Source organism: Blautia argi, assembly GCF_003287895.1.
Lineage (GTDB): Bacteria > Bacillota > Clostridia > Lachnospirales > Lachnospiraceae > Blautia > Blautia argi.
The window spans coordinates 2309904-2333927 of the sequence record NZ_CP030280.1 but is presented as its reverse complement, the minus strand read 5'-3'; the positions used below and the strand labels follow the sequence as shown (position 1 = coordinate 2333927).

General features: G+C 41.1%; 24 protein-coding genes and 1 pseudogene. 20 read left to right on the top strand and 5 right to left on the bottom strand.

The window, feature by feature from the left end:
• Genes DQQ01_RS11380 through DQQ01_RS11360 form a run of 5 tightly spaced genes read left to right on the top strand, consistent with a single transcriptional unit; the run spans position 1 to position 4051 of the window.
• Positions 1–387 carry a DUF1667 domain-containing protein gene (locus DQQ01_RS11380; protein WP_111920141.1) on the top strand — a complete coding sequence of 129 codons (387 nt, stop codon included), beginning with the start codon at positions 1–3 and terminating at the stop codon, positions 385–387.
• A gap of 44 nt (positions 388–431) precedes the next feature.
• Positions 432–1256: an HAD-IIA family hydrolase gene (locus tag DQQ01_RS11375; RefSeq protein WP_111920140.1), complete on the top strand. Its 825-nt coding sequence runs from the start codon at positions 432–434 to the stop codon at positions 1254–1256.
• A 12-nt stretch (positions 1257–1268) separates the two neighbouring features.
• Positions 1269–1988, top strand: a complete 720-nt coding sequence (gene sfsA, locus DQQ01_RS11370; RefSeq protein ID WP_111920139.1) for a DNA/RNA nuclease SfsA — start codon at positions 1269–1271, stop codon at positions 1986–1988.
• Positions 1982–3034, top strand: a complete 1053-nt coding sequence (gene mutY / locus DQQ01_RS11365; protein WP_111920138.1) for an A/G-specific adenine glycosylase — start codon at positions 1982–1984, stop codon at positions 3032–3034. The genes sfsA and mutY overlap by 7 nt, the downstream gene beginning before the upstream one ends.
• Entirely contained in the window at positions 3035–4051 is a 1017-nt protein-coding gene (locus DQQ01_RS11360; RefSeq protein WP_111920137.1) for a glycosyltransferase family 2 protein, read from the top strand.
• 115 nt (positions 4052–4166) lie between these two features.
• Here DQQ01_RS11360 and DQQ01_RS11355 read toward each other — a convergent pair whose 3' ends face one another.
• The 3 genes from DQQ01_RS11355 to DQQ01_RS11345 form a co-directional block, all read right to left on the bottom strand.
• On the bottom strand, positions 4167–4814 hold the full coding sequence (locus DQQ01_RS11355) for a phosphatase PAP2 family protein (protein WP_242980353.1): 648 nt from the start codon (positions 4812–4814) through the stop codon (positions 4167–4169).
• A 108-nt stretch (positions 4815–4922) separates the two neighbouring features.
• Positions 4923–5762, bottom strand: a complete 840-nt coding sequence (locus tag DQQ01_RS11350; protein ID WP_111920136.1) for a glycerophosphodiester phosphodiesterase family protein — start codon at positions 5760–5762, stop codon at positions 4923–4925.
• 15 nt (positions 5763–5777) lie between these two features.
• Positions 5778–6713, bottom strand: a complete 936-nt coding sequence (locus DQQ01_RS11345; protein ID WP_111920135.1) for a diacylglycerol/lipid kinase family protein — start codon at positions 6711–6713, stop codon at positions 5778–5780.
• A 203-nt stretch (positions 6714–6916) separates the two neighbouring features.
• On the opposite strand from DQQ01_RS11345, the gene DQQ01_RS11340 reads away from it, so the two are divergent.
• Positions 6917–7387, top strand: a complete 471-nt coding sequence (locus tag DQQ01_RS11340; protein ID WP_111920915.1) for a methylglyoxal synthase — start codon at positions 6917–6919, stop codon at positions 7385–7387.
• 202 nt (positions 7388–7589) lie between these two features.
• On the opposite strand, the gene DQQ01_RS11335 is transcribed toward DQQ01_RS11340, so the two are convergent.
• Entirely contained in the window at positions 7590–8381 is a 792-nt protein-coding gene (locus tag DQQ01_RS11335; RefSeq protein WP_111920134.1) for an N-acetylmuramoyl-L-alanine amidase, read from the bottom strand.
• A gap of 329 nt (positions 8382–8710) precedes the next feature.
• On the opposite strand from DQQ01_RS11335, the gene DQQ01_RS11330 reads away from it, so the two are divergent.
• From DQQ01_RS11330 to DQQ01_RS11290, 11 genes and pseudogenes are all read left to right on the top strand, one after another.
• On the top strand, positions 8711–10051 hold the full coding sequence (locus tag DQQ01_RS11330; protein WP_162624304.1) for an ABC transporter substrate-binding protein: 1341 nt from the start codon (positions 8711–8713) through the stop codon (positions 10049–10051).
• A 150-nt stretch (positions 10052–10201) separates the two neighbouring features.
• On the top strand, positions 10202–11881 hold the full coding sequence (locus DQQ01_RS11325; RefSeq protein ID WP_162624303.1) for a cache domain-containing sensor histidine kinase: 1680 nt from the start codon (positions 10202–10204) through the stop codon (positions 11879–11881).
• A complete protein-coding gene (locus DQQ01_RS11320) occupies positions 11874–13445 on the top strand; it encodes a response regulator transcription factor (protein ID WP_111920131.1) in 1572 nt (523 codons plus the stop codon). Before DQQ01_RS11325 ends, DQQ01_RS11320 begins: the two co-directional genes overlap by 8 nt.
• A 140-nt stretch (positions 13446–13585) precedes the next feature.
• Entirely contained in the window at positions 13586–14878 is a 1293-nt protein-coding gene (locus DQQ01_RS11315) for an ABC transporter substrate-binding protein (protein ID WP_111920130.1), read from the top strand.
• Positions 14879–14972: 94 nt separating this feature from the next.
• Positions 14973–15881, top strand: coding sequence for a carbohydrate ABC transporter permease (locus tag DQQ01_RS11310; protein WP_111920129.1), 909 nt, complete (start codon positions 14973–14975; stop codon positions 15879–15881).
• Positions 15882–15895: 14 nt separating this feature from the next.
• On the top strand, positions 15896–16738 hold the full coding sequence (locus DQQ01_RS11305) for a carbohydrate ABC transporter permease (protein WP_111920128.1): 843 nt from the start codon (positions 15896–15898) through the stop codon (positions 16736–16738).
• Between the two features lie 25 nt (positions 16739–16763).
• Positions 16764–18464 (top strand): glycoside hydrolase family 36 protein, encoded by a 1701-nt coding sequence (locus DQQ01_RS11300; RefSeq protein ID WP_330407468.1) that lies wholly within the window; start codon positions 16764–16766, stop codon positions 18462–18464.
• Positions 18445–18876 (top strand): hypothetical protein, encoded by a 432-nt coding sequence (locus tag DQQ01_RS17660; protein WP_330407466.1) that lies wholly within the window; start codon positions 18445–18447, stop codon positions 18874–18876. The genes DQQ01_RS11300 and DQQ01_RS17660 overlap by 20 nt, the downstream gene beginning before the upstream one ends.
• 98 nt (positions 18877–18974) lie before the next feature.
• Positions 18975–19139, top strand: a pseudogene (locus DQQ01_RS18205) (MATE family efflux transporter); the annotation flags it as partial.
• Positions 19140–19182: 43 nt separating this feature from the next.
• Positions 19183–20328 (top strand): MATE family efflux transporter, encoded by a 1146-nt coding sequence (locus DQQ01_RS11295; RefSeq protein ID WP_330407465.1) that lies wholly within the window; start codon positions 19183–19185, stop codon positions 20326–20328.
• 137 nt (positions 20329–20465) lie between these two features.
• The gene (locus DQQ01_RS11290) at positions 20466–21086 is read left to right on the top strand and encodes a hypothetical protein (protein ID WP_111920127.1); all 621 of its coding nucleotides are present in this window, start codon (positions 20466–20468) and stop codon (positions 21084–21086) included.
• A 6-nt stretch (positions 21087–21092) separates the two neighbouring features.
• On the opposite strand, the gene DQQ01_RS11285 is transcribed toward DQQ01_RS11290, so the two are convergent.
• Positions 21093–21794 carry a GTP pyrophosphokinase gene (locus tag DQQ01_RS11285; protein WP_330407464.1) on the bottom strand — a complete coding sequence of 234 codons (702 nt, stop codon included), beginning with the start codon at positions 21792–21794 and terminating at the stop codon, positions 21093–21095.
• 210 nt (positions 21795–22004) lie between these two features.
• On the opposite strand from DQQ01_RS11285, the gene DQQ01_RS11280 reads away from it, so the two are divergent.
• From DQQ01_RS11280 to DQQ01_RS11270, 3 genes are read left to right on the top strand one after another with little or no spacing between them, the layout of a single operon-like run.
• Entirely contained in the window at positions 22005–22862 is an 858-nt protein-coding gene (locus DQQ01_RS11280; protein WP_111920126.1) for a DUF5685 family protein, read from the top strand.
• On the top strand, positions 22852–23490 hold the full coding sequence (locus DQQ01_RS11275; protein WP_111920125.1) for a J domain-containing protein: 639 nt from the start codon (positions 22852–22854) through the stop codon (positions 23488–23490). Before DQQ01_RS11280 ends, DQQ01_RS11275 begins: the two co-directional genes overlap by 11 nt.
• Positions 23481–24014, top strand: coding sequence for a hypothetical protein (locus tag DQQ01_RS11270; RefSeq protein ID WP_111920124.1), 534 nt, complete (start codon positions 23481–23483; stop codon positions 24012–24014). The genes DQQ01_RS11275 and DQQ01_RS11270 overlap by 10 nt, the downstream gene beginning before the upstream one ends.
• The last annotated feature ends 10 nt before the right edge of the window (positions 24015–24024 follow it).

Genomic DNA, 24024 nt, shown 5'->3' with positions numbered 1-24024 from the left:
ATGGAGAGAAGAGAATTTATTTGTATCAACTGTCCTTTAGGCTGTGCTCTGACCGTTACAATGGAGCAGGGGCAGGTTCTGAAAGTAGAGGGGAATACTTGTCCCAGAGGGAAGAGCTATGGGGAAAAAGAGGTGACAAATCCTACGCGCATTGTGACAACCAGCGTAAAAGTAGCAGGGGGGACAGCTCCTGTGGTTTCTGTTAAAACGGCCTCTGACATTCCAAAAGGAAAAATAAAAGACTGTATGGCTGCTTTGAAACAGGTGTCTGTAAAAGCGCCTGTTTGCATTGGCGATGTGATTTTAAAGGACGTATGCTCTACGGGAACGGATATTGTAGCTACCAGAAATGTAGCAAAAAAAGTATCTGAAAGCAATAGAAAGTGAAAGCAATAGAAGAACGGCAGTGCAGGCTTTGGAAAGGGAGAAACATGATTGATTATACAGGAAAAAATGCGGACAGTTTGAAAGAAAAAACATTGTATCTGCTGGATATGGACGGCACGATTTACAACGAAAATGAAATTTTTGAGGGGACACTGGAACTGTTGAAGGAGATTGAAGACAGAGGCGGACAGTATGTCTTTATTACCAATAATTCCTCAAAATCCGTAGAAGATTATATAGAAAAGGTAAGAAACATGGGGATTCAGGCCTCCTGTGAGAATTTCTATACATCCAGCCAGGCAACCGCCATGTATCTGCAGGAAAATTATCCTGGACAGAAGGTGTACTGTATGGGAACCCGCTCTTTAGTAGAAGAGCTGCGTTGCGCCGGAATTTCTGTGGTCACAGAGGTTGATGAGGAGGCTTCTGTGGTGCTTCTGGGTTTTGATACAGAGAATACGTCAGAAAAAATACGCAATACCTGCATCATGCTTGGAAGGGATGTTGTCTATCTGGCAACCAACCCGGATTTGGTGTGTCCCGTAAGTTTTGGCTATATCCCGGATTGCGGCTCTATGAGTATTATGTTGAAAAATGCTACGGGAAAAGAACCATTTTTTATTGGCAAACCAGAGCCGATTATGGTAGACTGTGTATTGAAAAAATTAAATAAAACAAAGGCGGAAACAGTGATTATAGGCGACCGCCTGTACACAGATATTAAAACCGGAGAGCGGGCAGGCGTGGATACGATTTGCGTGTTGTCCGGAGAGGCTTCTCTTGGTGATATACGGGAGAGCGAGGTAAAACCGGATTATATTTTTGAGAGTGTAAAAGAAATATACGAAGGGCTGACAGAAGACAAATAACAGGAGAAGGATATGAGATACGAAAATATCACAGAAGGCATCTTTCTGAAGCGTCCAAACCGTTTTATCGCCCATGTGGAAATTGATAAAAGGGTGGAGGTCTGTCATGTGAAAAATACAGGGCGGTGTCGGGAATTATTAGTTCCCGGCACCCCTGTTTTTTTGGAAAAAAGCAGTAATCCAAACAGAAAGACGCAGTATGATTTAATTGCAGTAAAAAAGGGCAACAGATTGATTAATATGGATTCCCAGATACCTAACAAGGTGGTAGAGGAATGGCTTTTAAAAGGGAATCTTTTCGGAGAGGGAGCTGTAGTAAAAAGAGAAGTCACCTATGGAAATTCCCGGTTTGATTTGTATATAGAAACACCGGATAAGAAGTGTTTTATGGAGATAAAGGGCGTGACGCTGGAGGAAGACGGCGTGGTACGATTTCCTGACGCGCCTACGCAAAGAGGTGTCAAGCATGTGAAGGAATTGTGCAGGTGTATAGAGGACGGATACCAGGCATATATTATGTTTGTGATACAGATGGAGGATGTTCGGTATTTTGAACCGAATGAGGCAACCCACCCGGAGTTTGGGGAAGCCTTGAGAGAAGCCCAAAAGGCGGGGGTTCATATTCTTGCCTATGCCTGCGATGTAAGAAAAGACTTGATAAATCTGTCAAAACCTGTTAGGGTGTATCTTAATGGAAAAAGAGAAAGCAAAGAACAGGAGAGAGAATGTTAGAGCAGATTAGAGAACCGTTGCTTGCATGGTACCGGGAAAACAAAAGGCAGCTTCCCTGGAGAGAGGAACCTACGCCTTATCATGTCTGGGTGTCGGAGATTATGCTGCAGCAGACAAGGGTAGAGGCAGTAAAGGAATACTACACCCGCTTTCTGCAGGCACTTCCAGAGGTAAAGGATTTGGCACAGTGTCCGGAGGAACAGCTTTTAAAGCTCTGGGAAGGACTGGGTTATTATAACCGGGTGAGAAATATGCAGAAGGCAGCCATTGAAATTGTGGAAAAGTATGGGGGAGTTATGCCTGCAGACTATGAGAAGATTCTTGCTTTGCCGGGAATCGGCAGCTATACGGCAGGGGCAGTATCGTCCATTGCGTACGGAATCCCAAGACCTGCTGTGGACGGAAATGTGCTTCGGGTGATTACCAGAATTACCGAGAATCCGGAGGATATTTTGAAGCAGTCTACAAAGAAAAAGGTAGAAACTGCTCTGCAGGAAATTATGCTGGAAGACTGTCCCGGGGATTTTAATCAGAGTTTAATGGAGCTGGGGGCTACGGTCTGTGTACCAAATGGAATGGCAAAATGCGAGCAATGTCCAGTAGCGCAGATGTGTCAGGCACATGCCCATAAAACAGTGCTGGAGTACCCGAAAAAGACGCCCAAAAAGCAGCGGAAAATAGAAGAGAGAACCGTTCTTGTGATTCAAAACGGACAGGAATTCGCAATTTCCAGGCGTCCCCCAAAAGGACTTTTGGCAGGTCTTTATGAGCTTCCAAACAGAGAAGGATATCTAAGCGAGGAAGAGATTCTTTCTTATGTAAAGGATTTACATCTGCTCCCTCTGCACATTCGGGAAGCAGGAGAAGCAAAGCATATTTTTTCCCATGTAGAGTGGAGAATGAAGGGATATTTTATTAAAGTAGCAGCTACAGAGGAAAAGAAAGTGGGCAGTCTTATCTTTGTGGACAGGAAAGAATCAAGGGGAAAATATCCGATTCCCTCTGCGTTTTCAGCATACAGAAAGTTTATCGAGGAGGACTTTTAGGTGAAATTATTATCAATTACAGTTCCGTGCTATAATTCACAGAACTATATGAAAAACTGTGTGGATTCCCTTCTGGAAGGAGGAAATCTGGTAGAAATTTTGATTGTAGACGATGGTTCCAGGGACGATACTGCTAAAATAGCAGATGAGTATGCTGCAAAATATCCGGGAATTGTAAAAGCCATTCATCAGGAAAACGGCGGCCATGGAGAGGCGGTAAATACAGGGCTTAAAAATGCTACAGGACTGTATTTTAAGGTGGTAGACAGCGATGACTGGGTGAATAAAGAAGCGTATCACGCAATTTTGGACAAGCTTTTGGAAATTACCGGAGGTCCTCAGACTCTGGATATGATGATAAGCAATTTTGTCTATGAAAAACAGGGGGCAAAACGGAAAAAAGTGATGCGCTACAAGAATTACATGCCACAGAATGAGATTTTTACCTGGAAGGAAATGGGCAGAATGCCTTTGGGAAAATACATTCTGATGCACTCTGTTATTTACAGAACAGGACTTCTGCGGGACTGCGGTCTTGTACTGCCAAAGCATACTTTTTATGTGGATAACCTTTTTGTTTACCAGCCCCTTCCTCATGTACAGACCATGTATTATATGGACGTGAATTTTTACCGTTACTTTATCGGAAGAGATGACCAGTCTGTAAATGAAGAGGTGATGATACGCCGCATTGACCAGCAGATAAGAGTCAATAAACTGATGATTGATACTATTGCAGGGGTAAAAAATCTGAATAAAAACCTGAGAAATTATATGCTCCGGTATCTGGATATTATTATGGCGGTTTCTTCGATTATGCTGATTCGTTCAGGGACAGAGGAAAACCTGGCGAAAAAGAAAGAACTGTGGCGCTATCTGAAAAATGCAGATCTGGGTATTTACCGCAAGCTGTATCTGAGTATTTTGGGAAGAGGAGTGAATCTCCCGGGAAAATGCGGAAGAGATTTGTCTGTTTCAATCTATAAGGTAGTACAAAAATTTTACGGATTTAATTAAAGAACAAGAAAAGGGTTGTAATAGGAAACATGGATTATGCTTGTTTCCTATTACAACCCTTTTGAGGTATTGAGATGATTTTTTATCTAATCTTTCGCTGTCAGGCAAGGGAACCTTAGGCTCTTACGGGCTGCTTGGCATGTACGGCTTTCGGTCTGTAAATAAGCTGGAAGCAACAGAGATACAGAGCAATGGCGGCAATGACGTCGATTACTGTGTGCTGTTTTAAAAATACAGTAGCCAGTACAATCAGAAGACTTAAAACTCCTGTGCCAGTCAGCAGCAGCTTGTGTCTGCGAAATGCCTGATGTCGGAAAATTGCCACGCAGCAGGCCACAGTGTTGAACACATGGATACTTGGAAGGATATTGGTTGGAGTGTCCAACTGATACAGATGCCGTACCATTTGGATACAGATGCCGTCCCCTGTAAGTGTGGCAGGACGCAAATCCTGGCCATTTGGAAATACAAGGGAAATCAGAATGAAAAGTGTCATACCAATACCCAGTGTAAGGATAAGCTGCCAGTATTCTTTTTTATTTTTGTTGATAAAAGAAAAGTAAAATACCGTCACGGCAATATAGGCAAACCATAAAAAATAGGGAATGACAAAGTATTCACAAAAAGGAATGTAATCATCTATTTTCATATGGATAATGGTAACAGGCACTTTACGTTGTTCCACATACCGGAACGCAAGCATATACAGAATTCCGTATATGGGAATAATCCAGGTATGCTGATATTTTTTCAGGAATTTCACAGTTTCACACCTTTCCTCCAGTATTGGGATACCGGGTTTCATTTTGTTGAGTAATTATAGCACAGAGCAAATCTGATAACAATGCAGTTTATAGTTGTTTTATAAATATTACATACTATATTCATTTGTTGGTACAAAACTGTCGAAAATAATGGAATCAAACTTTGGCAGAGAAGCCTCCAGTACCTGTTCAGAGCGAACTGTCCAGGCAAAGGTAGGGGTATGACAGAGGCATTTGTTCACAAGGAAGCTGACATTTTGGGTATCCTTGTAACAGTAGGCAATAAAATCCGGTCTTCCGATAAAGTTTAAAAGCAGATATTTTACCAGGAAGGAAAGGATATAGCCTCCTTCTGCTACAGGGTGCGTCAGATTTGCGGAAAGCTGTCCCCGGATAACGTCTTTTCTATGTTTTTTGTACCAGCCAAGGGCAAGGGGATTAAAGGATTCAATGCAGTAATCTCCCTGATATTTCTGCAGGAGTGCGTCTGTAAGCACACAGGTTTCTGTGCGTATTGTAGGAAGCTTTATCTCTATCAGCAGAGGAACCTTTCCGTTTACCAGCTTTAAAACATCTGCAAACAGAGGGATTTTTTCCTGCGTCTGCATCAGGGAAAAGCTCTGCAGCTCTTCATAGGTCAGTTCGCAGACCGGAAGGTCAATGCCGCACATACGAGTAAGGGTATGGTCATGAAAAACCACAACCTGTTTGTCCTTAGTAAGCTGGATATCCAGCTCAATCCCGTATCCGTGACGGACTGCATTGGCAAAAGCCGGCATGGAATTTTCCGGTATGGACTGATCCGGGGTAAAAAGTCCCCGGTGTGCAAACAGGTGGTGAAGAAATCTCTGTGCTTCCCTTTTTCTGGAAAAGCGGGGCATAATGCAGTAAAAATAAAGGCAGAAAAGAAAGGCCAGAATACATACAGTCAGTAACAGTGTTTTCATAGATATCCCTCCTTATTATCGAAGAATAACATTTATCTGTTTGCCGGAATCACACAACAGCAGACGGTCTGTTTCTCCCATGGATTCCCCGTCACAGTGAACCGGAAGAGGTCTTTTGCTGTGGATTTCCAGACTTTTGCATTGATAGGCTTCCACTCCCGAAAAGTGTGTATGCTTACCAAAAAAGGCAGTGGGGAAAAGTGCGAGGATTTTCAGTTTTTTGACCTTTCCCACCAGGCAGATATCCAGCTTTTGATCGTCAAAAACAGCATCAGGACAGAATTTTACGCCGCCTCCCTCGTATTTCATATTCATGCCCGTGATGAAGAAAAAACGGGAAAAGTGCAGTATCTGTTCCCGGTTTAAGCGTATGGAAACCGGGCAGGGACGGTACTGAATCAGAAGCTTTAAGGCAATCAGAACATAGGTAAGCTTTCCAAGATGCAGCCTGTTCATAAGCTTTTTTAAAGGGGAAAACATCACATTGCGACAGATATCTGCATCGTATCCAATGCCGCTGCTGACCAGAAAGTAACGTGTTGTTTCCTTGGAAACGGCCATTCCGATGTCTGTAAAAGCACAGGATTTCGGAGAAAGAATAGCATTGACACAATCAGAAATCTCCGTAGAAAGTTCCAGTCCTCTTGCAAAATCATTTCCCGATCCAGTGGGAATGTATCCCAGGGTTATGTGAGAAAAATCCTGCTTCATCAGCCCGTTTATGACCTCATTTAAAGTGCCATCTCCGCCTACAACAGCAAGAGTGCAGTTCATGTGAAACGCAGCAGTTTCCTCTGCAATGTGAGCTGCAAGCTGGATTGCATGTCCGGTATATTCTGTAAAATAAGTTTTGTATTCCATTCCTTTTTCTTTTAATATAGCGTCGGCCTTTTGCCATACAGAAAGCCCGTGACCAGAACGGGAGTGGGGATTTATAATAAAGTAATACATGTTTTTGTGTACCTGCTTTTTGTCATTGGTTGTTTTGTTTTTATTTTATTGTATCAGTTTCATGAAAGAAGGACAAGAGTAAAAATAAAGCGGAAATTTACTTGCTGTGGGAAAGGGAAAATGATATCATAGAAAGCAGAACAACTGAAAATTCAAGAGTTTTTAGCAGAAGACAAGTTTCATTGGGAAAGGCAGGCTGGAACATGAAGAACGAATATGTAACATTTACCATTGGAAAAAAGAAAAATATTGCCCTGATTGCACATGATAATGAGAAGCCGAAACTGATTCAGTGGTGCAAAGATAATTATGATATCTTGAAGCAGCATAATCTTTACGGTACAGGCACTACGTCAAGACTGATTGCAGACAAGGCGGGACTTTGCATTAAGGGATATAACAGCGGTCCGCTGGGCGGTGACCAGCAGATTGGTGCAAAAATTGTAGAGGGTGTGATTGATTTTGTTGTATTCTTTTCAGACCCGTTGACCGCACAGCCCCATGACCCGGACGTAAAGGCACTTATGCGTATTGCACAGGTATATGATATTCCCATGGCAGTGAACCGGGCAACCGCGGACTTTTTAATAAAATCTATTTATATGGATTCTGAGTATGACCATGAGGTTATTAATTTCAATAAAAATATACAGGACAGAGCAGATTCTATGTAAAAGAGCGGAAGATAAGTATTTGATTTTGAAAATTATGAAGAACTGGGGGATAAATTTATAGATTTTGCTGCTCTTTTAGAGGAAGGGCACAGGCAAGACAGCGCCGCAAAACATTAGTCAGAAGGAAACTCCGGGCAATGCTTTGCGGCTTTTATTTGTATTTTCATCTGAAAAGATGCATTGCAGAAATGTTTTTCTGACTTTAATAGGAAGCTGGAGAAGCATCAATCCAGGTGCTGTATCCGGCGCGGCGCAGGGTATTTTCCATTTTTACTGCATTGGAGAGATTGCGGAATGCGCCAACCTGTACTTTATATACGCCGTCCTGGTAGAGAAGGAAGGCAGGAAAGCCTTTGTCCTGGAGTTCATACAGCATATTTTCCGCATTTGCACGATTTTTGAATGCGCCTGTCTGAACCCGATAATAGACAGGATTTTCAGCAGAGGGCGTTTCTACTGTTTGTTCATCTAAAGTTCCCAGAATTGCTGAGGCAATAGACTGAGCGATTTCATCGAACTGGCTGTCAAAGAGGGCGTTATCCTGGTCTGTGTTCAGAAAGCCTGTTTCAATTAATACAGCAGGCATTTTGGTGCGGCGAAGCACCACCAGACCGGGGCGGGCAGTGACACCGATTTCCTGAAAACCCAGTTCTCCTAAAGCACCATTGATATTTTCTGCCATATCCAGTTTTTCGCCGGACTTATCATAGACCAGAGTTTCCACACCGCTGTACTGATTTGGCTCCGGACTGGAATTTCTGTGAAAAGAAATGAAAAAATCAGCGCCGGACTGGTTGCCTAAGGTTGCCTTTTCAAAGGGAGTCTGATAAATATCTGTGGTTCGTGTGTACTCTACATCAATTCCATTTTCTGAAAGAATTTCTCCTACCGCAAGAGCTAGACGGAGATTGTCATTTTTTTCCTGTCTGCCGTTATAAGTGGCGCCAAAATCGGCACCCCCGTGACCAGCATCAATCATTACCTTATATGCCATGTTTCACCTCATAAAATACAGTATCCGTACTCTCTGTTCAGTATATGCAGGGGTGCGTGGGAAGGTGCGGGAAGGAGGGAATTGTATTGACGTATAATTTTTTGTACAATATACTATAGATACAGATAATGACAGAAAGTCCCGGAAAGATAAACTTTGCAGGGATATCCGGATAAGGTGCAGTACATATGGGCCATGGACGGCAAGGTAAACAGGAAAAGGTGATTCCAGATGCGTCAATAAAAAATGGAATTATACAGAAGAATTTGATTTTTAAAGAGTCCCAGCAACTGCTGGGATTTTCTATTATTTACAGGAGGAGAAAAGGAATGAAAAGAAGAATAGCGGTTCTTTTTCTGAGCAGTATTTTTTTATTTACGTCCTGTACTCTGAAAGAAACAGAGAGAGGAAAGCTGATAAAAGAAGAAAAAGAAACAGAGAAGCCTGTGGAACTGAAACTTTTTTATTCAGGAGAAAATACCAACTGGATAGCAGCAATTGAAGAGTTGGGTGAGAATTTTATGAGTTTATATCCTAATATTACTTTGCAGATGGAATACTCTTCTACGGACAGATATACAGAAGAATTAAAGGCAAAAGAAGCAACAGAAGAATTTCCGGACATTTTTGAAATCGATAATCCCTATATGTTTGCAGAGGCGGGAAAATTAGGAGAGATAGATGAGCGTTTTGGGGAACTGGTGGAAAATCCGGTAATCATTCATGGAAAAATATATGCATTGCCTTATTACAGTACATGTTATGGAATTGTGTATAACCAGGTGATTTTTAAAAGGTATGGCTTGGAAGTCCCGGAAACTTATGAAGAGTTTTTGAAAATCTGCGAGATTTTGAAGGCAAATCAGATTGCACCGTTGGCGATAGGGGGAAATGAGAATTCTGTGGAAAATGGCTGGATAAACTATTTTTTCCTTACACAGGTACAAAAACAGAATTCCAACTGGCAGGAGAAACGATATAAAGGAGAAGTGTCTTTTAAAGACCCGGATATGGAGCATGCTCTTTTAGAATTTCAGAATCTTATGACTGGAGATTTTGTGCTGGAGGATTCTATTCATATGGGAGATAACGAGATTATCAGTCGAATGATAAATCAAGAGGTTGCCATGTATTATGGAACACCTGCTATGCTTGCAAAAATTCTGGAAGCTTATCCCAGAGCTGTGGATTCTGATAAAACACCTTTGGGAAAAGAAATAAAAAATGATACCGTTCAGATAAGATTAGGGTGGTTTTACATGCCTGATGCGCAGGGAGAGAATGTAGTGATAGAAAAAGCAGGGGCACAATGGGCCGTATCTGAAGCATGTATGGAACAGGAAGAAAAGAAGAAGGCGGCAGAAACCTTTTTTAACTTTTGTTATGACAGAGAACATTACAGAAAAGTTTTACAGGCTATGTATGCAATACCTGTGACAAAGGGAGCAGTACTTTATGCTGCGCCTATGGTACAGCAAGGGGTTCTCACAGATTATCGTTATGCTTCCAGAAACACAGCATTTTTAGGTAATACAGAAACGCCAGAAGGCTTTTGTGAAGATATGGAAGCTATTCTGGATTCTGTAGCAGCAAAAACTATGAGCGTAAAGACAGCAGCAAAATTTCTGGAAGAGAGCTGGGAAAAAGCTGAAGAGGGACAGAAGCCATGAAAAGATGGAGAAGGCAGGACAGGTATATTAAGTCTGTTTACAAAATTATTTGTAACTTTAGTGCTTATTGGTATTGTACCGTTAGTGGTTATGGGAATTTCTATTTACAATGTGTACTTGAATTCTATAAAAGAAACTATACTTTCTAATATGTATCGAACAACACGCTCCATTGGACGGAATGTAGAAGATTTGTTTAATGAAATGAACGAGAATACAAAATATCTGTATACACATCAGGCAGAAGATTATGGATATTTATATGAAATTTTGGAAAATAAAGAGTTGTCAGAGAATAAGCGGAGTGCGCTGGTTACAGACATGCTGAGAGATATTTTGTATATGAATCAACATATAGAGCATGTGTTTTTTACTTTGCCGGACGGAAGAATTTACACGGCTATGCGCCCGCCGGAAGCGGTGACAGATACAGAAAAACTGTTAGATTGGCACAGGAAAAATTTTGGGTCAGATTCAAAAGAGATACAGATATTACCTTCTCATTTACCAGATTATTATGCCGGAGCAAAAGAGCAGGTATTTTCTGTGGCAAGGAATATTATGAATACCAGGACAATTCAGACTGCAGATACAGAGATTTTAGGAACCTTGTATATTGATATCAGCAGCTCCTGGTTGGACGGAATTATCCATGAGACAAAGCTGGGACAGGGAAGCCATATTTATTTAGTGGATACAAAACAAAAGATGTTCGCTTACAATCCCTATAAGGAAGAAAAATATGAAGAAAACCTGGGAACTTATCTGGAACTTATGACAAGCGATTATCAATACATAAAGGCAGAAGGAAATTATTACATTTACAGTCAGATACCGAACTGCAGTTGGCTCGTATTGGAGAAAATACCCTCTTTTTATCTGGAGAACAGTTATCGTAATATCAGAAATATTACTTTGGCAGTAATTGGATTTGGAACTTTCCTTTTAGGAGTTCTGTATTTTTTATATTCCAGGAAAATGAACCGGCCCATTCGTACTTTAAAGGAGGCCATGGAACAAATTCAGAGAGGAAAGTTGGACACAAGAGTGCATATAGGTTCCAATGATGAGATAGGATTTCTGGCTAATGGGCTGAATAGTATGACGAAGAAGCTGCAGATGCATATTCGTAAAGTATATGTAGCAGAAATCAAACAAAGAGAGGCAGAGATAGAAGCATTGAAAATGCAGATTCAACCTCATTATTTATATAATACCTTAGATGTTATTCGTATGACTGCGATTACTAATGATGATGCAGAAGCAGCAGAGATGCTGGACGGTTTATCCGGACAGTTGAAATATCTGATAGGAAATGTAAGGGATAAGGTGACTTTACAGGCAGAATTAGACAGCGTACGAAATTATTTTAAGATTATTCGCGTACGATACGAAAATAAAATGACATTGGAAATTGATGTGCCGGAAAATCTTTTGAATCTGGAAGTCCCTCAGTTGATCTTACAGCCAATTGTAGAAAATTCTGTAAAATACGGCCTGCGTCCAAAAGAAGAGGGAAACGGCGTTGTGGCCATACAGGGAGAAATACGGGAAGAATTTCTGGAGCTTACAATTATGGATAATGGCGTGGGTATGTCAGCAGAGAAGCTTGAGTATATCCAAAATCTTTTAGAACATTCAGAATCTGATAAGAAGAATTCAGACATGGAAAGCTCAGGAATAGGACTTAAAAATGTATGTGACCGTATTAAGATGATTTTTGGAGAAGAATACAGAATTGAAATTAACAGTTTTGAAAATATAGGTACAATCGTAAAATACAGATTGCCTGTAGTAAAAGAAAAGGAGCGAGAAGAGATACATGTTTAAAATCATACTTGCAGATGATGAACCGATTATCATAAAAGGTATGCTGAAGATGATACAATGGGAGAAATTAAATGCTGAAATTGTGGCAGAGGCGGGAAATGGAGAAGAATTGCTTGAGAAAATTCGGAAATTTGAGCCAGACATTGTAATTTCTGATGTGGCTATGCCTAAAATGACGGGATTAGATGTAATAAAGGAAATTCGGGAAAATCATTGGAATACAAAGGTGATTTTTTTGAGCGGATATCAGGAGTTTGATTATGTAAAAAAGGCTATTCGCTATGAGGCTATAGAATATCTGTTGAAACCTGTAGGAAAAGAAGAGCTGGAAGAAGCGGTATTGAAAGCAGAAAAGATGTTGAAAACGGATTATCCGATGGAATACTGGGAAAAAGAAAAAGATGATATGCAAACTGTTTTTCGTAAGATGAATTCGGAAGCAGAGTGCAGAGAATTGCTGGAGCATTTTGAAGCTATGGGACTTGACACAAAAAAAACGGATTATACAGGTGTTTGTTTTTCTATTCCGGCAGCTTTTTATAAAAAACTGGGAAATCAGAATATGGCAGAGCTTATCCGGTTTTCCATTTTCAAAAAAATTGAGGAACATTTAAGAACAAAGAAGCAGGGATTTGTGATTAAGAGAGAACCAAACAGCAGTAATATGATTTTGCTGAACAGGGAAAGATTCGGAGGAGATATGCTGGAGAGGCAGGTATTGGAGCTTCGGGAGCAAATCTATCGGGAATATAAGGTGTGGCTGATAACAGGAATAGGAAATACGGTAGAACATATCACAGAATTAAAGTTTGCGTATAAGACAGCAAAATTTTGTTCTGAACTGCATTATTTTACGCAGGAAGAGGTGATACGATACAGTGTAATTTCCAGAAATTTTACCAATTCTTTTGAAGATTATAACCAGAAATATAAAGAGTTGGCAGCAGGAATTCTGAGCAGGGACGAAAACTGGGAAAAGACCTTGGAGGAGCTCCTGGATATTGTGGAAAATCTTCATTATGGAAATCGATATGCGGCAGAAAACCGTTGTATTGCCATGGCTATGGATTTATATGCAGAATTAGAAGAGTGCAAAATGGTATCGGAGGAGAGTAGAAAGGAATATGAGGCTATGGTAGCCAGGATCCGAAATCAGTCCAGTTACGGAGAATTGAAGGCCTTTGTGAAAAGACAATTAGCCAGATTTCTGGAGAACAGCGGAAAGGGAGAGAAAGCAGCAGAAAATAATACCATACGGCTGGTGAAAAATTATATACAAGAGCATTATGGAGAGGATTTAACTCTTGGAAGAGTAGCAGAGGTTGCATATATGAATCCATATTATTTCAGCGCATTTTTTAAAAAAGAAACAGGACAGAATTTTAAAAATTATTTGGCTGAGGTACGAATGAAAACAGCTATTCGTCTTTTAATGGAATCTGATATGAAGACTTATGAATTGGCAGAAGCGGTGGGGTATCGAGATGTAAGGAGTTTTACAGAAAAATTTAAAGAATATTTCGGGGAAAGCCCTTCTGGGTATAAAAAAGCAAGACGGTCTTAAAATAGGTGGTTTTTTATATAAAGTGTTGTGGTGTTTTTAAGTATGCGCCGTGGAATTGTTGTAACTGCACAAAAGATATGATACTCTTGCCTCAGTACAAAGGTACGGAAAATATTTAAAGGGAAAGAGGGAATTTAATAATGAAGAAAAAATGGATAGCAGTATTGCTGACACTGGCAATGACAGGTTCTATGGCAGCGTGTGGTTCCGGCGGTGGGGACGCTCAGGGTTCCGACGGCAAAGAAGAAGCAAAGGAACAGACAGTAGAACTGTGGACATGCTGGACAGACGGAGCAGATACGGCAAAGGCGGGAGAGGAGCAGATTAAAAAATTTGAAGAGGAAACAGGTATCAAGGTAAATCAGACGAACTTTACTTATGATATGCTTCACGAAAAAATCCTGACCGCGGCAGCTGGAGGAAATGTACCAGACCTTATCTGGGGACTGCCGGAATATATTGGCGAATTCTATAATATGGGAATTTTGGAAGATTTGACAGAACGTTTTAATAAATGGGAAGACAAAGATGCTTTGTCAGAATCTGTAGTAAAGGCTATGACTATAGATGATAAAATCGTGGGAATTCCTTATGAAATGACTGTGCGTGCATACCTCACCCATACAGAGGACTTAAAGGCAGCGGGAATTGATACACCAAAGACATGGGAAGATCTGCTGGCCAATGAAGGATACTATGAAAAGAACGGAAAATATCTGACAGAACTGGCATGTACGGGTGTTCGTTCTGCACAGGAATTACTGGTATATCTGGCTCAGTATGATTTGGAAATCGCATCTGCACAGGAAGACGGAAAATATAAAAATACATGGAAAGACAATAAAGAAGAATCAGAAAAAGCTGCAAAAGTTTTCCGGATGTACCAGGATATGGTTGATAAAAAAATTATTGATGAAAACTGTAAGAACTGGGGTTGGGAAGAAACAGATGAAAACTTTGCGACAGGTATTGCTTCTACTTATGTGACAGGAAACTGGTTGGCAGAAAGAGAAACCTCAAATCCTGACACTATGGGCGATATTGCAGTTTCCGCTATTCCATATCCTTCAGACGGACATGAAGCTACCTACATGGAGTGTAAGCCATTATTTATTCTGGCGGACAGCAAAAATAAAGATGCAGCATTTGAATTGGCTACTGCTATGTGCAGCAAAGAATGGCAGGAAGCAGGATTTCCAGACCGTTCTCCACGTTCAGATGTTTCAACAGACAGCAAATGGAGTAAAGATTTCCAGGCCTTGGCAGACTCAGGAGTTACCTTCCCACCGGTTACTTTAGGAGGAATTACACAGGCTATGCAGGACGCTATTGCAAAAGTGCTCCAGGAAGGAGAATCACCAGAGGCGGCAGCAGAATGGCTGAGTGATGCAGTGAATGCTTCTTTATCAGATTCCGGAGAGTTAAGTGAATAGAAGCTGTTCATAGGAAGTGGGGGTGTTTTAGAAAGCGCCCCCCTTTTTGCACTCAAAAGCAGAACAAGTAGTGTAGAGAAAAGAGGAAGAGGATATGAAAACAGCAAAAAAACTTACAAGAGATCAGAAAACAAAAAGAACGGCCTTGATTATGCTGGCTCCGGCAATTTTATTCCTTGCTTTGCTTATTGCATTTCCGCTTGGAAAGGTAGTTCATGATGCTTTTTCACATGTCCATTTGATTAATAAATCTATGAGCGGATTTGCAGGACTGGATAATTTTAAAACAATTGTTTCAGATGAGCATTTTGGACAGGCAGTAAAAAATACGATTTGCTGGACCGTATTTTCTGTGCTTGGAGAATATGTTTTAGGTATGGTGACAGCCGTTTTATTAAATCAGAAATTTAAAGGGAGAGCAATTTTCAGAACCTGTATTTTTATACCTTGGCTTGTGCCAATTATTGTGGCAGGTATGACATGGGATTGGATATTAAATCCAGAGTTTGGAATTATTAACTATGCATTAACCAGTTTGAATATTATAGATTCGCCTATTAATTTTCTGGGGGACAGCAGATATGCTATGGCAACGGTAATTTTTGTCAATATATGGAGAAGCTTTCCATATTACACCATTTCATTTTTGTCTGCTCTGCAGTCTGTACCGGGAGAGCTTTCAGAGGCGGCTGCTATTGACGGAGCGGGTATTTTTAAGCGGTTTTTCCGTGTGACCCTGCCTCAGCTTCGTTCTGTTTCTCTGGTTATTGTCTTTATCCATATTATCTGGACAGCAGTAAACTTTGATTTTATCTGGGTAATGACAGAAGGCGGACCAAATTATGCAACAGAAACATTGCCAATCATGATTTATCGTTATTCTATGAAGAAATTTGATGTGGGTGCAGCGTCAGCGCTGTCTACAATGATGTTTACGATTATGGTTATTTTGTTTGCCTTTTATTACCGGAAAAGAAGCAGAATCAGTGACGAAATGGCATAAAGGGAGGGAAAACTATGCTGAATAAAAGAAACAGACGAATTAGTAAGGTTGTGACCTATGTGTTGCTGGTGTTTTTTTCCTTGTACTGTATTTTTCCGTTTATCTGGATGCTGATTTCTGCATTGAAACCCAAGACGGAAATTCGTACAGCAACACCTACTTTTCTGATTCAGGAACCTACATTGGAAAATTTCCGCAGAGTGTTGGTAGATGCCGGATTTTTGAATTATATTAAAAACAGTTTATTCGTATCCATTGCCGCCTGCTTGTTATCCATGGTCATAGCAGTTATGGCAGGATATGCATTGAGCCGTTACTATAAATTAAAGGCAGTCAAGATTTCCAATCTGGCAATGATGTTATCTCAGATGATACCAGGGGTTTTGCTCTTAGTGCCATTGTATCTGATTATGCAGAAACTGAATATTCTGGAATCCTACAGATCTTTGATACTGGCTTATACTACATTTGTGATTCCTCTTTGTACTTTTATGATGAGCAGCTTTTTTGATACAGTGCCTCTGGCTCTTGAGGAGGCAGCGGAAATTGATGGCTGCAATAAGGCACAGACAATATTTAAGGTGATTTTACCTTTATCTCTGCCAAGTCTGGTGTCCACTGGACTGTATGCGTTTATCAATGCATGGAATGAATTTATGTTTGGATATATTTTTATTTCTACAGATCAATATCGAACCTTGACACCTGCAATTATGCTGTTTAAGGGCGTCAATACGGTAGACTGGGGAGGACTTATGGCAGGCTCTGTAGTAGCAGTGATACCGGTAACTTTGATTTTCCTGTTTTTACAGAGATACTTTTTGGCAGGACTTATGAGTGGTTCCGTAAAAGGGTGATATATTATAATGGAGGAAATTGAGAATGAAACGAAAGGAAATAAAAGAAAATGGAATAAATCTGGTCTGGGAAATTACAGAGGAAAATGAAATTAAACTGTTGCATTTTTCAGCATTGGACTTTGATGAAAGGTGTATGGTATCGGATACGGGAACGCAGTCTTTCTATCCTGTAGAAATTTTGGCTTCCGGACAGGACAGGGTGGGAGAACGCCACGGGCACAAATATACGCAGACGGCTCCTGGCTATCGAATGAAATATAAAGCATTTAAAGATTACAGGAATGAAAAGGGAAGAAAGTTGGAAGTTATTACAGAAGACAGTATCACTGGACTGGAGGCGGTTTGCCATATGCAGTTTTATGATGGCATTTCTGTGGTTCGTTCCTGGACAGAGGTGACAAACAGAGGTGAAGAAGCACAGGGATTGGAGTATGTATCTTCTTTTTCTTTAAATGGAATAGATAAAGAAGGTTTGCGCCCCTTTGATGAGAAAATGGAACTTTCCATACCGCATAACGCATGGCAGAAAGAACTTTGCTGGCAGACCTATACCTTAGGAGAGCTGGGGTTATCTGTTTCCCAGCCGGAAATTATGCATCGTTCATCTAAGACCATAGGAATCGGAAACACGGGAAACTGGTCAACTAAAGAGTATATTCCTATGGGATATCTGTGTAATACAGAAACAAATAGTTCTTTGTTCTGGCAGATTGAACATAACGGTTCCTGGTACTGGGAAATCAGCGATCAAGATGGACATGTATATTTAAAGCTCAGCGGCCCAAATGAACATCATAATCATTGGTGGAAGAATTTGAAACCGGGTGAAACCTTTCTTACGGTTCCGGTTAGTGTAGGAAGCTGTATCGGCGGATTTGATGAGGCCATGGGAGAACTGACAAAATACAGAAGAGCAATTCGGAGAAGAAACGAAGACAATGAGCAGCTCAGGGTTATTTTTAATGATTATATGAATTGTCTTTTTGGTGATCCGACTACAGAAAAAGAACTTCCCCTGATTGACAAGGCGGCAGAAGCAGGATGTGAATATTATTGTATTGACTGCGGGTGGTACTCAGATGGATTCTGGTGGGACGGTGTAGGCGAATGGTTTCCGTCAAACGCGCGTTTCCCAGGTGGGTTTAAGGAGGTTACAGATTATATTCGCAGCAAGGGTATGATTCCAGGGGCATGGCTGGAGCTGGAGGTTATGGGAATTAAATGTCCGAAAGCGGATAAGGTTCCGGACAATTGGTATTTTATGCGACATGGGAAGAGAGTGTTTGACAGGAGCAGATACCAGTTGGATTTCAGAAATCCAGAAGTTCGTGAGCATGCTTCAGCAGTCATTGACAGACTGGTAACAGAATATGGAATTGGTTATATCAAGATGGATTATAATATTGAACCGGGAATTGGAACAGAAGTAAATGCAGACAGTGCTGGTGACGGACTTTTAGAGCATAACCGGGCATATTTAAAATGGCTTGATGGAATTTTTGAAAAATATCCGGATCTTGTGATTGAAAACTGTTCCTCCGGCGGACTTCGTATGGATTACGCCATGCTTTCAAGATACAGTATTCAGTCTACCAGTGACCAGGAAGACTATGTCAGATATGCTACTATTGCGGCAAATGCACCATCAGCAGTAACTCCGGAGCAGGCAGCTATCTGGTCTTATCCCCTTCGGAAAGGTGACTGTGAAGAGGGTTATTTATAACATGGTAAATGCCATGTTGCTTCGGATTCACCAAAGCGGACATCTGGCAGAATTAAGCGCAGACAGATTTGGATATGTAAAACAGGCATTGGAGTATTATAAAAAGATTCGCAGCGATTTAAAATCAGCGCTTCCGTACTGGCCTCTTGGGATTTCCCAATATAGCGATGCATGGGTAAGTCTGGGACTGAAAGGGGCGGAAAAAGATTATCTGGCTGTGTGGAGAAGAAACAGTGTAGAACCGGTGGTATCCCTGCCATTAAAGCATTTGCGAGGAAAGGATATTACTGTGAAATGTGCATATCCGGAAGCTAAAGCCTGCGGATATCAGTGGAATAGAGAAGCTGGAATACTTACTGTAAGCCTGTCAGAACGAATCAGTGCAAGAGTTTTGGAAATAAAAGAAGAATAAAGAGCAACAAAGAAATGGGCAGGATTTCCTCTTGCCCATTTCTCATTCACCCGTTATAATGCATATGGGAATTTTTCGAAAATTCAGATGAAATGTAAATGCAGAAAACGGGAGAAAAGAAAAAGATGAAGAATTTGACGAGAGGAAATCCGGCAAAATTAATGCTGGAATTTGCACTTCCGGTGTGCCTGGGAAACATTTTTCAGCTCTTTTACAGTCTGGCAGATACCAGAATTGTAGGCAGTGTATTGGGCGAGGCTTCTCTTGCTGCCGTAGGGGCAACCACAGCTGTCAGTACCCTGCTCATTGGATTTTTACAGGGGTCTTACCAATGGATTTTCCATTGTGGCGGCGCAGAGTTTTGGTTCAGGAAAGACAGAAAGACTGAGAAAGGCAGCAGCCGGAACCCTGCTTTTAGGAACTCTTACAACCCTGATCCTTACGGTGCTTGCCCTTGCAGGATTGAATGGCTTTTTGGAACTTTTAAATGTACCGGAGAACCTGTATGGCGAGGCAAAGGAGTATATTCAGATTGTACTGGCAGGTATGCTGGTAACCATGCTGTACAATGCCTGTGCAGGAATTTTAAGGGCTGTGGGAGATACCGTAGCTCCTCTTTTATTTCTTATGTGTGCAGCAGTATTAAACGTGGGACTGGATCTTTTGTTTATGGCAGTACTGCCTTTTGGTGTGCAGGGCGCAGCCTTTGGCACTGTGCTGGCGCAGCTTGTTTCCGTAATTTTAAGCCTTGTCTATATGTGGAAAAAGTATCCGGTTTTTCACCTGAGGAGAGAGGATTTTAAAATTGAAAGAAGCATGGTAAAACAGATGTATAGCTCCGGGTTTTCCATGGGAATGATGATGTCCCTGGTATTTTTCGGAACTTTGGCTTTGCAGTGCGCCATTAATACCTTTGGAAATGACATCATTGTAGCACACACGGCAGCCAGAAAAATATCAGAATTTTATTTTCTGCCTATCTCAGTTATGGGGGTTACAATGGCGACCTTTTGCGGGCAGAATTTCGGGGCCGGAGAGTATCAAAGAGTGCGTCAGGGAGTGAAAAACGCCCTTCTGATTACCTGGAGCTGGGCGATTCTTGTGATTCTTATGAGTTATACGGCAGCGCCGTTTCTGATTCAGTTGGTAACAGGAAGCGGCAAAGAAGCGGTAATAGAAAACGCAGTATTATATCTGAAAATCAATGCCCCATTTTACTTTGTAGCAGCGGGAATTAACATTTTCAGGAATACTCTGCAGGCAGTAGGGGATCACATTACACCTGTGATTTCCAGCTTTATTGAATTGGTGGGAAAGGTGGCGATTGCTCTTTTACTGACCCCTGTATTACAGTACATGGGAATTATTGTGGCAGAGCCGATTATCTGGTTTCTGATGATTCTTCCCCTAATCTTTAAGCTGCAAAAAATGAACCGCAAATTTCCAAAGTAGAGAAATAAAATTTTAAACGTTAAAAGCCGAAATACAAATCTTAAATTTTAAGAAAATTGTAGTTTCGGCTTTTCTTGTACCTGGAAAAGTGATAAAATGCAAATTATCGGATACTAACAGAAAAGGACGGAAAAGGTATGAAGAAGCCCAAAATGAAAGAGGAAACAAGGAAAAAATGGGATAATTTCTGGTATTATTACAAATATCATGTGCTGGCAGGAGTTTTTATCCTGTTTTGTATTTCTATTTTTGTAAAGGATATGGTGGGAAAGGTAGATTATGATTATACCATTGCCTGTGTAGGGGATTATGGAGTTGCACAGGAGGATAACCAGAAACTGCAGAAATGGTTTGAGGAGCATGCAGAAGATTTAAACGGAGATGGAGAAGTGCATGTGGAAATCGCAGACTACAGTATGCCTTCTGATGACAGCAGCAATCCTGACCCACAGCTTGTTATGGCAAGTCAGACCAAGTTGATGGTAGATATGCAGGAAGGCACCAGCATGATTTACTTTGTAAGCGAAGGAAATTATGGGAAATTTAAGGAAATGGGTGCTTTTCCGGAAGACTGGAGTACCTACAAAAAGGCAGAGGAATGTAAGGGATATGAAGAAGCAGGAAGTCCTGTGTCTATAAAGGGAACGGGAATAACCATGAGAAGTGTAGGCGAAGTTGATGATGAAGAAAAAAGAGAAGCCTGGGACAAATATTACAAGGCAAGTGAAATGTTAATGAAGGAATTTGTGGGGGAATGAGTTCTGTCAGAACTCATTGTACTCCCCGATTAAATTTTTAATATCCTGCATCTGATTATCTGTGGCAGTAATGGCATGTGCACATTCAGACAGCTTTCGGCTGATGAGTTCATATTGTTCATTGCTGCCTAAATCTTTTTTATACCGAAGCTGATGTTCAAGGCTTGCCCAGAAGTCCATACCGATGGTACGAATCTGAATTTCTGCCCGCATAGGAGTCTTGCCTTCTGCAAAGAATACGGGAATCTCTACAATCATATGATAGCTACGGTAGCCGTTTGGCTTTGGTTTTTGAATATAGTCCTTAATTCGCAGGATTGTGATATCGTCCTGGTCGGAGAGAAGCTTTGCCACAGAATAAATGTCGTCAATAAAAGAACAGATTACGCGGATTCCTGCCACATCGTTTAAATGTTCCCGAATATTCTGCTCTGTGAAATCATAGCCTAATCTCTGTAATTTATTATAAATACTCAAAGGCGTTTTAATGCGGCTCTTAATAGAGGAAATGGGATTCCGCTTGTAGGTGATGGAAAATTCATCGTCCAGAACCTCAAGCTTTGTGCGGATTTCCCGAATGGCACAGCGGTACATCATCATCAGGGAATTGTAGTAATCTGTATTTTTAATAAAGCGTTCCGGATAGAGAATATCAAAGGCCTCTGGGTTTTCTGTTTTTCTATCCAGTGTTTTGTCTTCCGTTTTCAAAATAACACCTCATCTTTCTTTCCTGTCAAGTATAGGAAAAGTATAGCTGAAAAATACAGGTACGTCAATGAAATCAGGCAAGAAGAGGGAAGAATTTAGCGAAATGACAAGAAAGAAGCTATAGAAATTTGAAAAGAGATATAGTATAATGAAACGATACAGAGTTTTCAGTTTTAGACGTAGCTATGCTGCAGAAAGGTGCGGAAAACAATGTTTGGATATATTATGACAGATAAGCCGGAGTTAAAGGTAAAAGAATTTTACCGTTATAAGGGATATTACTGTGGACTTTGTCATGCGCTTCGCCGGGAATATGGCTTTCGGGGCAGAATGACACTGACGTATGACATGACGTTTCTGGTGCTGTTTCTTACCTCCCTGTATGAGCCGGAAACCAGGGAACTGCAGGAACATTGTCCCATTCATCCGGTAAAAAAAATCCCCATGCTGCAGAATGAAATCTCAGAATACGGGGCAAAAATGAATATTCTTCTGACGTATTTTAAGTTTGAAGATGACTGGAAAGATGATAAAAGCCTTCAGGGAGCAGCAGGTATGCGGCTCTTTCGGAAGAAGACAGAAAAGATTTGCAGAGAGTATAAAAGACAGGCTCATGCAGTGCAGAAGCAGCTTAAAATTCTGTCTGCCTATGAAGAAAAGCAGGAGGAAAATCTGGATTTGGTAGCAGGGGCTTTTGGCTGCCTTATGGCAGAGCTTTTCGTCTATCGTCAGGATATATGGGAGGAAGATTTAAGAAAATTTGGATTTTATCTGGGCAAGTTTATTTATATTCTGGACGCCTATGATGACCTGGAGGAAGACCTGAAAACAGGCTCCTATAATCCTTTAAAGACTTTAAAAAAACAATGTGAGGATCTGGAAACTTATGAGCAGAGAGTAAAGGAAATTCTGCTTATGATGATGGCAGAGGCAACGGCTGTTTTTGAGAAGCTGCCCTGCCTTTTAGACGCTGAAATTCTGAGAAATATTCTCTACAGCGGTGTATGGTCAAAATACAATAAAATACAAAAAGAAAGACAGGAGAAAAGAGAGAATCATGGTAAATAATCCTTATGAAGTATTGGGAATTTCACCAAATGCATCAAATGACGAAGTAAAGAAAGCATACCGGGATTTAAGCAGAAAATATCACCCGGATTCTTATGTGGATAACCCTCTTGCAGGTCTGGCAGAGGAAAAATTTAAAGAAGTACAGGAAGCCTATGACCAGATTATGAGGGAAAGGGACGGCGGATACCAGAGCGGCTACGGCAATGGCTATGGAAGTCAGAATCAGTATCAGGAGGCGCCTACAGGACAGGATAATGTGCAGCTTCAGGCAGCGGCAAATTATATTAACGGGCGCCAGTATCAGCAGGCTTTAAACGTCCTTTCCAGAATTCAGAACAGAAGTGCATACTGGTATTATTTAAGCGCTTGTGCGAATATGGGAATGGGAAATAATGTCAATGCATTAAATCTGGCAAGACAGGCACAGAATATGGAACCGGGAAACCCGGAATATGCCAATCTGGTGAATCGTCTTCAGTGGAACAGTAACCGTTATCAGGGCGGCGCAAATCCATATGCAAGCGGTGGCAGCGGCGGCTGTGGAACGGGAAATGCATGTTGTGATCTCTGGTGTTTAGACAGTCTTTGCGAATGTACAGGAGGCGACCTTTGCTCATGCATGTAAATGCGAAAAAAACTGCAATTTCAGGGCTTTTGATGGCTCTTTCCGTGGTGTTGATTGTACTGAGCGGAATTCTTGATTTCAGTACCCTGTTCTTTTTGGCGGCAGCGGCATTCTTTGTGGGAATCATTATCAAGGAATACGGCATTGGATATGGTACAGCCTTTTTTGCAGGCTGCACCGTGCTGGGCTTTTTGCTGGCGCCTCAGAAATTGTACTGCATTACCTATGTAATGATGGGAGTTTATGTATTGGGTATAGAAATGCTCTGGCAGTATCTGGGAAAGCACCCGAACTGGAACCACAGAAAACTGATTTTCAGTATAGGAAAATTTGTGATTTTTAACCTTATGTATATCCCCGCGCTGCTTTTATTCCCAAAGTTGCTTTTTGCAGGCGAAATTTCCGGGAAGCTGATTCTGGTCTTTCTGCTTGGCGGTCAGGCGGCGCTGTTTCTGTATGACAAGGCATATGAATATTTCCTTGTACAGATGTGGGGACAGATAAGAGATAAACTTTTTAAATAAGGAAGAATGC

Excerpts from the sequence above, each read along its gene's own strand:
- DQQ01_RS11380 (WP_111920141.1), top strand. The coding sequence starts at position 1 with ATGGAGAGAAGAGAATTTATTTGTATCAACTGTCCTTTAGGCTGTGCT.
- DQQ01_RS11375 (WP_111920140.1), top strand. The coding sequence starts at position 432 with ATGATTGATTATACAGGAAAAAATGCGGACAGTTTGAAAGAAAAAACA.
- sfsA (WP_111920139.1), top strand. The coding sequence starts at position 1,269 with ATGAGATACGAAAATATCACAGAAGGCATCTTTCTGAAGCGTCCAAAC.
- mutY (WP_111920138.1), top strand. The coding sequence starts at position 1,982 with ATGTTAGAGCAGATTAGAGAACCGTTGCTTGCATGGTACCGGGAAAAC.
- DQQ01_RS11350 (WP_111920136.1), bottom strand. The coding sequence starts at position 5,762 with ATGAAAACACTGTTACTGACTGTATGTATTCTGGCCTTTCTTTTCTGC.
- DQQ01_RS11345 (WP_111920135.1), bottom strand. The coding sequence starts at position 6,713 with ATGTATTACTTTATTATAAATCCCCACTCCCGTTCTGGTCACGGGCTT.
- DQQ01_RS11340 (WP_111920915.1), top strand. The coding sequence starts at position 6,917 with ATGAAGAACGAATATGTAACATTTACCATTGGAAAAAAGAAAAATATT.
- DQQ01_RS11335 (WP_111920134.1), bottom strand. The coding sequence starts at position 8,381 with ATGGCATATAAGGTAATGATTGATGCTGGTCACGGGGGTGCCGATTTT.
- DQQ01_RS11330 (WP_162624304.1), top strand. The coding sequence starts at position 8,711 with ATGAAAAGAAGAATAGCGGTTCTTTTTCTGAGCAGTATTTTTTTATTT.
- DQQ01_RS11325 (WP_162624303.1), top strand. The coding sequence starts at position 10,202 with ATGTATCGAACAACACGCTCCATTGGACGGAATGTAGAAGATTTGTTT.
- DQQ01_RS11320 (WP_111920131.1), top strand. The coding sequence starts at position 11,874 with ATGTTTAAAATCATACTTGCAGATGATGAACCGATTATCATAAAAGGT.
- DQQ01_RS11315 (WP_111920130.1), top strand. The coding sequence starts at position 13,586 with ATGAAGAAAAAATGGATAGCAGTATTGCTGACACTGGCAATGACAGGT.
- DQQ01_RS11310 (WP_111920129.1), top strand. The coding sequence starts at position 14,973 with ATGAAAACAGCAAAAAAACTTACAAGAGATCAGAAAACAAAAAGAACG.
- DQQ01_RS11305 (WP_111920128.1), top strand. The coding sequence starts at position 15,896 with ATGCTGAATAAAAGAAACAGACGAATTAGTAAGGTTGTGACCTATGTG.
- DQQ01_RS11300 (WP_330407468.1), top strand. The coding sequence starts at position 16,764 with ATGAAACGAAAGGAAATAAAAGAAAATGGAATAAATCTGGTCTGGGAA.
- DQQ01_RS11290 (WP_111920127.1), top strand. The coding sequence starts at position 20,466 with ATGAAGAAGCCCAAAATGAAAGAGGAAACAAGGAAAAAATGGGATAAT.
- DQQ01_RS11280 (WP_111920126.1), top strand. The coding sequence starts at position 22,005 with ATGTTTGGATATATTATGACAGATAAGCCGGAGTTAAAGGTAAAAGAA.
- DQQ01_RS11275 (WP_111920125.1), top strand. The coding sequence starts at position 22,852 with ATGGTAAATAATCCTTATGAAGTATTGGGAATTTCACCAAATGCATCA.
- DQQ01_RS11270 (WP_111920124.1), top strand. The coding sequence starts at position 23,481 with ATGCATGTAAATGCGAAAAAAACTGCAATTTCAGGGCTTTTGATGGCT.